This is a genomic window from Streptomyces sp. NPDC048331 (genome assembly GCF_043201215.1).
Classification (GTDB): Bacteria; Actinomycetota; Actinomycetes; order Streptomycetales; family Streptomycetaceae; genus Streptomyces.
Genome location: NZ_JBICYT010000033.1, coordinates 68,130 through 78,075 on the forward strand (window position 1 = coordinate 68,130; position 9,946 = coordinate 78,075).

9 protein-coding genes are annotated in these 9,946 nt (G+C 71.7%); 8 read left to right on the forward strand and 1 reads right to left on the reverse strand.

Annotated elements, in window-relative coordinates; genetic code table 11:
• The first annotated feature begins 187 nt into the window (after positions 1-187).
• Positions 188-1,387, forward strand: a complete 1,200-nt coding sequence (locus ACGFYY_RS33320) for a sensor histidine kinase (RefSeq protein ID WP_393715161.1) — start codon at positions 188-190, stop codon at positions 1,385-1,387.
• 41 nt (positions 1,388-1,428) lie between these two features.
• Positions 1,429-2,109: a response regulator transcription factor gene (locus ACGFYY_RS33325; RefSeq protein WP_030009598.1), complete on the forward strand. Its 681-nt coding sequence runs from the start codon at positions 1,429-1,431 to the stop codon at positions 2,107-2,109.
• Between the two features lie 154 nt (positions 2,110-2,263).
• On the opposite strand, the gene ACGFYY_RS33330 is transcribed toward ACGFYY_RS33325, so the two are convergent.
• Positions 2,264-2,959 (reverse strand): DUF461 domain-containing protein, encoded by a 696-nt coding sequence (locus tag ACGFYY_RS33330; RefSeq protein WP_393715163.1) that lies wholly within the window; start codon positions 2,957-2,959, stop codon positions 2,264-2,266.
• A 601-nt stretch (positions 2,960-3,560) separates the two neighbouring features.
• Between ACGFYY_RS33330 and ACGFYY_RS33335 the strand changes: the two genes are divergently transcribed.
• The 6 genes from ACGFYY_RS33335 to ACGFYY_RS33360 all read left to right on the forward strand — a co-directional run bounded on the left by ACGFYY_RS33335 (position 3,561) and on the right by ACGFYY_RS33360 (position 9,808).
• Positions 3,561-4,043, forward strand: coding sequence for a CarD family transcriptional regulator (locus tag ACGFYY_RS33335; RefSeq protein ID WP_003953493.1), 483 nt, complete (start codon positions 3,561-3,563; stop codon positions 4,041-4,043).
• Between the two features lie 268 nt (positions 4,044-4,311).
• Positions 4,312-5,058, forward strand: coding sequence for a 2-C-methyl-D-erythritol 4-phosphate cytidylyltransferase (gene ispD, locus ACGFYY_RS33340; RefSeq protein ID WP_393715165.1), 747 nt, complete (start codon positions 4,312-4,314; stop codon positions 5,056-5,058).
• A complete protein-coding gene (gene ispF / locus ACGFYY_RS33345; protein ID WP_393715167.1) occupies positions 5,048-5,578 on the forward strand; it encodes a 2-C-methyl-D-erythritol 2,4-cyclodiphosphate synthase in 531 nt (176 codons plus the stop codon). Before ispD ends, ispF begins: the two co-directional genes overlap by 11 nt.
• A gap of 94 nt (positions 5,579-5,672) precedes the next feature.
• The gene (gene cysS, locus ACGFYY_RS33350) at positions 5,673-7,079 is read left to right on the forward strand and encodes a cysteine--tRNA ligase (protein ID WP_393715169.1); all 1,407 of its coding nucleotides are present in this window, start codon (positions 5,673-5,675) and stop codon (positions 7,077-7,079) included.
• A gap of 94 nt (positions 7,080-7,173) precedes the next feature.
• Positions 7,174-8,145 carry a 23S rRNA (guanosine(2251)-2'-O)-methyltransferase RlmB gene (gene rlmB / locus ACGFYY_RS33355; RefSeq protein WP_365271792.1) on the forward strand — a complete coding sequence of 324 codons (972 nt, stop codon included), beginning with the start codon at positions 7,174-7,176 and terminating at the stop codon, positions 8,143-8,145.
• Between the two features lie 148 nt (positions 8,146-8,293).
• Positions 8,294-9,808 carry a DoxX family membrane protein gene (locus tag ACGFYY_RS33360; protein ID WP_393715171.1) on the forward strand — a complete coding sequence of 505 codons (1,515 nt, stop codon included), beginning with the start codon at positions 8,294-8,296 and terminating at the stop codon, positions 9,806-9,808.
• The last annotated feature ends 138 nt before the right edge of the window (positions 9,809-9,946 follow it).

Sequence of the window (9,946 nt, forward strand, 5' to 3'; positions counted from 1 at the left end):
CGGTACTGCCCGGGGGCGGGCCGGGGCTACCGGCGGCCCCACGGTGCCACGGTGAGCCGCAAACGCGTCCGACTCCGGCACCACAAGTGAATCAACCCCATCGCCAGGGTGAACTCTGGGCGACGACTGTTCGAGGTGCCACCCGAACGGCTGTGGAAGTGTCGTCGCGCCTGCTTAACCTGGATCCATGGACGTGAACGCGGCGGTCGCCGCAGCTGCAGCGATCGCCGGTCTTTGCACCGGTGTGATCGCGATGCTGGCGTTCCGCTGGAGCGAGCGCGACCAGGCCCGCCCCACCCGGAGCTCCATGCGCCCCGACATCAACGCGGTGCTGCCGCCCGGCGTGGACACCGTCCTCTCCGTGCTGCGCTCCTCGGCGGTCGTACTGGACGAGGGCGACGCGGTGGTCAAGGCCAGCTCGGCGGCGTACGCCCTCGGCCTGGTCCGCGGCGGCAAGCTCGCCGTGGAACCCATGCTCCACATGGCCCGCGACACCCGCCGCGACGGGGAGATACGCCAGGTCGAGCTGGACCTGCCCCGGCGCGGCACCGGCCGCGGCGAGGCCCTCGCGGTCTCGGCGCGCGTGGCCCCGCTCGGCTCCCGCCTGGTGCTCCTCCTGGTCGAGGACCTCACCGAGGCCCGCCGCATCGAGGCCGTACGCCGCGACTTCGTCGCCAACGTGTCGCACGAGCTGAAGACCCCGGTCGGGGCGATCTCCCTGCTGTCCGAGGCCGTCATGGACGCCGCGGACGACCCCGAGGCGGTCAGCCGCTTCGCCGGCCGCATGCAGATCGAGTCCACCCGGCTCATCAACCTCGTGCAGGAGCTCATCGACCTCTCCCGGGTGCAGAACGACGACCCGCTGGAGGACGCCGAACCCGTACGCGTGGACACGCTGGTCGCCGAAGCGATCGACCGCTGCCGCCACACCGCGTCCTCGAAGCAGATCACCATGGCCGCGGGCGGCACCGCCGACCTGCGCGTATGGGGCAACCGCGGACAGCTCGCGGCCGCCCTCGGAAATCTGGTCGAGAACGCCGTCAACTACAGCCCGGCCCGCACCCGCGTCGGCATCGCCGGACGCAGGGTGACGGCTCCTGGGGGAGACTTGATCGAGATCGCCGTGACCGACCAGGGCATCGGCATCCCGGAAAAGGACCGCGAGCGCATCTTCGAGCGCTTCTACCGCGTGGACCCGGCCCGCTCCCGAGCCACGGGAGGAACCGGCCTCGGCCTTGCGATCGTGAAGCACGTGGCGGCCTCGCACGGCGGGGAGGTGTCGGTATGGAGCTCGGAGGGCCAGGGTTCCACGTTCACCCTGCGACTCCCTGAAGCGGCCGCCCCGGCCCCGGCGGTGGCCCACGCCACCCACCCGACCCCTGCCTGACCCAGAACCGCCCCAGCCATTCCTGCCCCGGAGGTCCTTCCGTGACCCGAGTGCTCGTCGTCGAGGATGAGGAATCCTTCAGCGACGCCCTGTCCTACATGCTCCGCAAGGAGGGCTTCGAGGTCGCCATCGCCGCGACCGGGCCCGACGGGCTCGACGAGTTCGAGCGCAACGGCGCCGACCTCGTCCTCCTCGACCTGATGCTCCCCGGCCTGCCCGGCACGGAGGTCTGCCGGCAGCTGCGCGGCCGCTCCAACGTCCCCGTGATCATGGTGACCGCCAAGGACAGCGAGATCGACAAGGTCGTCGGGCTGGAGATAGGAGCAGATGACTACGTCACCAAGCCCTTCTCCTCCCGCGAGCTGGTCGCCCGCATCCGCGCGGTCCTGCGCCGCCGCGGCGAGCCGGAGGAGGTCACCCCGGCGGCGCTGGAGGCCGGCCCCGTACGGATGGACGTCGACCGCCACGTGGTCACGGTCTCCGGGGGCAAGGTGGACCTCCCGCTGAAGGAGTTCGACCTGCTGGAGATGCTGCTGCGCAACGCGGGCCGCGTGCTGACCCGTATGCAGCTCATCGACCGGGTCTGGGGCGCCGACTACGTCGGTGACACCAAGACGCTGGACGTCCACGTCAAGCGCCTGCGAGCCAAGATCGAACCGGACCCGGGCGCGCCGCGGTATCTGGTCACGGTCCGTGGCCTGGGCTACAAGTTCGAGCCGTAGGCCTGCGGCGCTCGCGCGGTTCCGGGGCCCGTGCGGCCCCCGGCGCCGCGCCGTGCGAGCCCGTGGGTCGGGCCTGGCCTTCAGGGGCGTACGGGAAGGGCCCCCATCCGCTGCTGCGGATGGGGGCCCTTCCCTTGTGCGTATCGCGGCGGCGTCAGTGGCCCGCGCTGTGCGACGGGGAACCCGACGGCGTACCGGCGCCGGCGGCGCCCGAGGCGGAGCCGGACGGGGTCGCGCCCGCGGCCGCGCCGGTGGCACCGGCCGACGGGGAGCCCGAGGGCGATCCCGACGGCGTGCCCGCGGGGGAGCCGGACGGGCTCGGGACGGCGGCCGGGGCCGCGGTGGGGCCGAACGGGGCGAACGCGCCGGTGTTGGGGACCACGAAGGCCTGCAGCTCGACACCGCCCGTGCTGCTCAGCTGGAAGACGACGTCCTGGACCTCGCCGTCCCTGGCGGCCAGGGAACCGTCCTCGATCACGGCGGAGGCATTGCCCTTGCCGCCGATCACCACGTAGCCGAGGGCCGGCACGGTGACCTTGCCGGAGCCTCCGGCGGGCTTCAGCGAGACCTTGCCCTTACCACCCGGGAGAGTGATGGCGTCCAGCGTCTCCGCCTCGGTGCCGTTGTTGAAGAGCGTCGCCGAGACGACCGCGGGGCCCTTCTCGCCCTTCTGGCCCTGGGTGATCACCAGCGCGTTCTGGACCTCGATGTCGCCCTTGGTGGCGGCGGCGTTGTCGGGCTTGATCTGGAGGGTCTGCGCGTCGTTGCCCGCACCGCACGCGGCCAGCGAGGCGATCGAGAACACGACGGCAGTGGCGGCGAGGGCGCCGCGTCGAAGGCTGCGGCTCACGGCGGCGGCAACTCCTTGGACGAACGGAAGGGGCGGGTGGGCGCTCGGAACGGCCGAGGTAAAGCCGCTCTAAGGGTGTGTCAGCGCGCTTAGGTTACCGAGCCGCCGCCCCGCCCCCGCACCCGACCCTCCGCAGGGCAGCCCCGGCCCTGGGACCGTCCCGCGATCTTGCATTCCGCGGCTCCGTCCACCGTGCCGTTCACCGCGCCGATCTTGTGGCGCTCGCATATCGTGCGCGGGCCCGTGTTGATCAATTTCCGGATTCCCTCGAACGCCACTTCGTGATCAATTTCGGCATTGGGCCGGAACGGCGCGGTGAGCGTGGTCGCCAGTCGGACGGAGTAGTTCGGTTTCTCGACTCGGAACCCGTCAAAACGGGACGTACGTCACACTGATGGGGGTGCCGGGCAGGTGTAGCGTGGCCCTTTCGCCCGGTCCGCACAGCGCCCCCGACCTGCGAATACCCCCTTCCGGAAGCCCGCCGCAGCACGTTCCTGTTGCTGTTGTCAAGCCCCGAGATGTGCCCTGACCTGCGAAAACGCCATTCATAACGGTCAGTTCTCGTGTTACCCTGGATAGCCACGGAAGGGGTACCTGTCACATGACGTTCAAGGTTGGCGACACCGTGGTCTATCCCCATCACGGGGCCGCGCTGATCGAGGCCATTGAGACTCGTCAGATCAAAGGCGTGGACAAGACCTACTTGGTGCTCAAGGTCGCCCAGGGCGACCTGACGGTTCGTGTGCCTGCGGACAATGCGGAGTTCGTCGGCGTTCGCGACGTAGTCGGCCAGGACGGGCTGGACCGGGTCTTCGAGGTGCTTCGTGCACCGTATGCAGAAGAGCCGACGAACTGGTCCCGGCGCTACAAGGCAAATCTGGAGAAGCTCGCTTCTGGCGATGTCATCAAGGTCGCCGAAGTGGTGCGTGACCTGTGGCGTCGTGAGCGTGAGCGCGGGCTGTCCGCGGGTGAGAAGCGCATGCTCGCGAAGGCACGTCAGATTCTGGTGAGCGAGCTCGCGCTCGCTGAGAACACGAACGAGGACAAGGCCGAGGCCCTCCTCGACGAGGTGCTCGCGTCCTGACGCGAGTTCCCGTGCACCAACTTGGTGCGCAGCTTGCCGCGGTGCCCGATGACAAGGTCTCTCCTCGAGAGGCCTGTTGCCGGGCGCTGCGGCATGTCTGTATCCGTACCTTTTGCCTTACTGCCTCACTGCCACCATCGCGATGGCGTGCCGGGCCCGGGCAGCCTGCTCGACCGGTCGTCACGGAAGGGGCGAGGGGCGTCGCACCCGGCACCCTTCAGGCCATACCCATGTCGGCCGAAGTCACAAACCTGGCTCGGAGCTACTGATGTCTGACGTTACGCGTCCCCACCGCACCGCCGCGGTGATCCCGGCCGCCGGCCGGGGGGTACGCCTCGGTCCCGGTGCCCCCAAGGCCCTGCGGGCCCTCGGCGGCACCCCGATGCTCATCCACGCCGTGCGCGCGATGGCCCGCTCCCGGGCGGTCTCCCTCGTGGTGGTCGTCGCCCCGCCCTCGGAGGCCGCCGAGGTGCGCCTGCTGCTGGGTGAGCACGCGCTGCCCGAGCGCACCGAGCTGCTGGTCGTTCCCGGCGGGGACACCCGCCAGGATTCCGTCCGCGCGGGCCTCGACGCCCTGCCGGCGGACGTCACCTCCGTACTCATCCACGACGCGGCCCGCCCGCTCGTCCCCGTGGACACCGTGGACTCGGTCGTCGAGGCCGTACGGGACGGAGCGCCCGCCGTGGTGCCCGCGCTGCCCCTGGCCGACACGGTCAAGGAGGTCGAGCCCGGCAAGCCCGGCGAGGCCGAGCCGGTCCTCGGCACGCCCGAGCGGGCCCGGCTGCGCGCCGTGCAGACCCCGCAGGGATTCGACCTCGCCACCCTCCGGAAGGCGCACGACGCGATCGCCGTCGCCGGCGACGGTGCCACCGACGACGCCGGAATGGTGGAGCGGCTCGGCGTCACCGTCGTGGTGATCCCCGGCCACGAAGAGGCCTTCAAGGTCACCCGTCCGCTCGACCTGGTCCTCGCCGAGGCCGTACTCGCCCGCAGGAGGGCCAACGATGGCTACTGATCCCACCGCTCCCACCGCTCCCACCGCTCCCGCCGCGCCGCTGATCCCGCTCGTCGGCATCGGTACCGACGTCCACGCCTTCGAGGCCGGCCGCGAGCTGTGGTGCGCCGGCCTGCTCTGGGAGGGCGAGGACGGCCTAGCCGGCCACTCCGACGGTGACGTCGCCGCCCACGCCGCGTGCGACGCGCTCTTCTCCGCCGCCGGAGTCGGTGACCTCGGCGCGCACTTCGGCACCTCCCGCCCCGAATGGTCCGGCGCCGCCGGCGTCACCCTTCTGGCGGAGGCGGCCCGCATCGTCCGCGCCGAGGGCTTCGAGATCGGCAACATCGCCGTCCAGGTGATCGGCGTACGCCCGAAGATCGGCAAGCGGCGCGAAGAGGCGCAGAAGGCGCTCGCGGCCGCCGCCGGCGCCCTCGTCTCGGTGTCCGGCACCACCACCGACGGGCTGGGACTCACCGGCCGCGCCGAAGGGCTCGCCGCGATCGCCACGGCCCTCGTGTACCGGACGAACCGGGCCTGATCGCTCGTAGCGGCCGTAGATCTTCGGCAACAAAGGTGCCCCGGGTCCCGAAAGGGTCGCGGGGCACTGCTACAGGGCCACTACCCTGGATGCCGTGACTATTCGCCTGTACGACACCAGCGCCCGGCAGATCCGCGACTTCACCCCGCTCACCGCGGGCTGTGTCTCGATCTACCTGTGCGGCGCCACGGTGCAGGCCGCCCCGCACATCGGGCACATCCGGTCGGGCCTCAACTTCGACATGATGCGCCGCTGGTTCGAGTACCGGGGCTACGAGGTCACCTTCGTCCGCAACGTGACGGACATCGACGACAAGATCATCACGAAGGCCGCCGAGCAGCGTCGCCCGTGGTGGTCCATCGGCTACGAGAACGAGCGCGCCTTCAACGACGGCTACACCGCGCTCGGCTGCCTCCCGCCCACCTACGAGCCCCGCGCCACCGGCCACGTCACCGAGATGGTCGAGATGATGCGCGGCCTCATCGAGCGCGGTCACGCGTACGAGTCGGAGGGCAACGTCTACTTCGACGTGAAGTCCTTCCCCGGCTACCTCTCGCTCTCCCGCCAGGAGCTCGACAACATCCGCCAGCCGGAGTCCACCGGCGAGACCGGCAAGCGCGACCCGCGCGACTTCGCCATGTGGAAGTCCGTCAAGCCCGGCGAGCCCTCCTGGGAGACCCCCTGGGGCCGCGGCCGTCCCGGCTGGCACCTGGAGTGCTCCGCCATGGCGCACAAGTACCTCGGCGAGGCCTTCGACATCCACGGCGGCGGGCTCGACCTGATCTTCCCGCACCACGAGAACGAGATCGCCCAGGCGCAGGCCTTCGGCGACGAGTTCGCCAAGTACTGGGTGCACAACGCCTGGGTCACCATGTCCGGCGAGAAGATGTCCAAGTCGCTGGGCAACTCCGTCCTCGTCTCCGAGATGGTCAAGCAGTGGCGCCCGATCGTCCTGCGCTACTACCTCGGCACCCCGCACTACCGGTCGATGATCGAGTACAGCGAGGAGGCCCTGCGCGAGGCCGAGTCGGCCTTCGCCCGGATCGAGGGCTTCTACCAGCGGGTCATCGAGAAGGCCGGCGGCCCCGTCGAGCCGGCGCGCGAGGTCCCGCCCGCCTTCGCCGAGGCCATGGACGACGACCTGGGTGTCCCGCAGGCGCTCGCGATCGTCCACACCACCGTCCGCCAGGGCAACAGCGCGCTCGCCGCCGACGACAAGGACGCGGCCATCGCGCGCCTGTCCGAGGTGCGGGCCATGCTGGGCGTCCTCGGCCTGGATCCGCTCGACCCGCACTGGGACGGCGGGAACGGGTCCGACCGCGGTGAGGAGCTCCACGGCGCCGTGGACACCCTCGTACGGCTGGTCCTGGAGCAGCGCGAGTCCGCCCGGGCCCGCAAGGACTGGGCGACCGCCGACGCGATCCGCGACCAGCTCCAGCAGTCCGGGCTGGTCATCGAGGACAGCCCCACCGGTCCGCGCTGGACGCTCGGCGCCCGCTGAGCCCAGCAGCTGAGCTTGGTGTGCTGCCCGGCGCTCCGGGCGGCACACTCTTCATACGTACATATCGCAGCACCAACGAAAACAGGTAGAAGTCATGGCCGGGAACAGCCAGCGCAGGAACCGCCGCACGTCCAACAAGAAGGGCGCGACGGTCGGCAGCGGTGGCCAGCGGCGCAAGGGCCTCGAAGGCAAGGGCCCCACGCCCAAGGCCGAGGACCGCAAGAAGCACAAGGCCAACCGCATCGCCAACGCCATGGCCCGCCAGGCGGCCAAGCGCCGCCCGGCGCCGCGCCGTGGCGGCCCCAAGGGCACCAGCGAGATGGTCGTCGGCCGCAACCCGGTCTTCGAGGCGCTGCGCGACGGCGTCCCGGCCACGACGCTCTACGTCCAGCAGTTCATCGACAACGACGAGCGCGTCCGCGAGGCCCTCCAGCTCGCCGGCGAGCGCGGCAACATCAACCTGATGGAAGCCCCGCGCCCCGAGCTCGACCGCATGACCAACGGGCTCAACCACCAGGGCCTGGTCCTCCAGGTCCCGCCGTACGAGTACGCGCACCCCGAGGACCTGACGGCGGCCGCGTACGACGACGGCGACGACCCGCTGATCGTCGCCCTCGACGGCGTCACCGACCCGCGCAACCTCGGCGCGATCGTCCGCTCCGTCTCCGCCTTCGGCGGCCACGGCGTGGTCATCCCCGAGCGCCGCGCCGCCGGTATGACCGCCGGTGCGTGGAAGACCTCGGCCGGTACCGCCGCCCGCACCCCGGTCTCCCGCGTCACCAACCTGACCCGCGCCCTCCAGGACTACAAGAAGGCCGGCATCACCGTCGTCGGCCTCGCCGCCGAGGGCGAGCACGAGGTGCAGGACCTGGAGGTGCTCGGCGGTCCGGTCGTCATCGTCGTCGGCTCCGAGGGCAAGGGTCTCGGCCGGCTCGTCGGCGAGAACTGCGACTACCTCGTGCGCATCCCGATGCCGGGCGGCGCCGAGTCCCTCAACGCCGGTGTCGCCGCCGGTGTCGTGCTCTACGAGGCGGCCCGCCGCCGCGCCACCCGCGGCCGCGTCTGAGCTCCGCGCGACTGATCCACTTGGCTCACGGAACATGACCCGTGAGCGTGTCACCCCGCCCGTTCCGGGCGGGGTGGCTTGATCTTGACGGGTCTCGGACACATCCCTGACGTCAAGGCAGTGTCCTAAGCACTGATCACTCGGTTAGATGAGTGTGGACACCAGAACGTCAGGGTTCGACGACCAGCCCGCGCTGAGCATGGTCAAGGTGCCGTGCGACCCCGCACAGGTCATCGTCAACCACGCCAGCTTCCGCGTGCGGCTCGCACCGAGCCCGAGCGCGCGTTCCAAGCCCGCGAAGGCCCCCGGCCGCGCACCCGTTCTGGGTGGCGCCGTGGTGGCGGCCGCCGGGGCCACCCGCCGCCGGGCCCCCGTGGTCTGGAGCGGCAAGTCCGACGCCGGCGGCGACGCCGCCATGGGCGGCCTGCTCCAAGCCGTCCGCGGACACGACGAGTACGACGGCGGCGCCACCCAGGTCATCCCTCGGGTCGACCTGGCCCACGACCTCGCCGAGGACACCCTCGCCACGCCGACCGTCATCGGCCAGCGCAGCTACGGGGATCCCGCCGAGACCCGCCCGCTGGCCGCCGTACGCGACCTGCCCTACCAGCAGGAGCCGCCCGGCTCCGGCCCCGGGGCCGACTCCCGCCGGGCCGGTCCCGACGCGCGCGGGCAGGCCTCCTACTATCCCGGCCGCCGGATGAACCTCGGCGTCGTGCTGCTCCCGCTGCGCGTCTTCCTCGGCTTCATCTCCATCTACGCCGGCATGGGCAAGCTCTGCGACCCCGTCTACTTCGACGGCGGCGAACGCGGCTCCATGGTCACCTGGCTGCACACGCTGAACCCCTGGGCGCTCGCCGAGCCGCTGCGCGACTTCGCCCTCGCGCACCCGGTCGGCGCGGGCCTGAGCGTGGCCTTCCTCCAGGTCATCGTCGGCGTGCTCACGGTCTTCGGTCTCTGGCAGCGGTTCGCCGCCTGCTTCGGGGCGCTGCTGTCCGCCGCCCTGCTGATGACGGTGAGCTGGAAGACCGTCCCGGCCTACGACGCGCCCGACATCATCTACCTCGCCGCCTGGAGCCCGCTGATCATCGCGGGCGCCCCGGTCTACTCCCTCGACGGCCGCCTCGCCGGCGAGGCCTGGCGGACCCTCGGCCCGCGTTCCGAGATCTGGCGGCTGCGGCGGCGCGTCCTGCGCCGCGGGTCCGTCATGGCCACCGTCGTGTGCGGACTCACCCTGCTCGTCGGCTCGCTCCTCGGCGGCGCCGTCCGCTCCTCCACCGTCGTCACCGTCCCCGGGCCGGGCGAGGCGCCCAGCAACTACCTGCCGGGCCGTCCGCTGCCGCAGACCTCGACCGGCCCCAAGCCGGGACAGCAGCGGTCCACGCAGCCCCCGAGCAAGTCCGCCTCGCCCTCGGCGAGCCCGACCGAGCCCGCCGCGAAGTCCGGGAAGACCGCGTCCGGCAGCCCCTCCAAGGGCACCTCGGGCACCCGCTCCGAGTCGCCGGCCGCGACACGCGGCACCACCGGCAAGCAGCAGACCCCGCGCAGCACCCCTCGGCAGTCCTCCGCCCCGAGGCAGCCCTCCTCCTCCGCGGGCAGCAGCACGGGCGGTGGGGCGCCGGCCCCGAAGCAGCCCGGCCTGATCGGCGGACTCATCGGCTGACACCGGCACAGGGAATCGGGGGGGGGGGGGGCCCCCGCCGGGGGGGGGGGCCCCCCCCGGGGGGGGGGCGGGGGGGGGGGGCCCCCCCGGGTCCCCGAGAGGGGGGGCCGAGGGGGGCCCGGAGGGACGAACATCGCA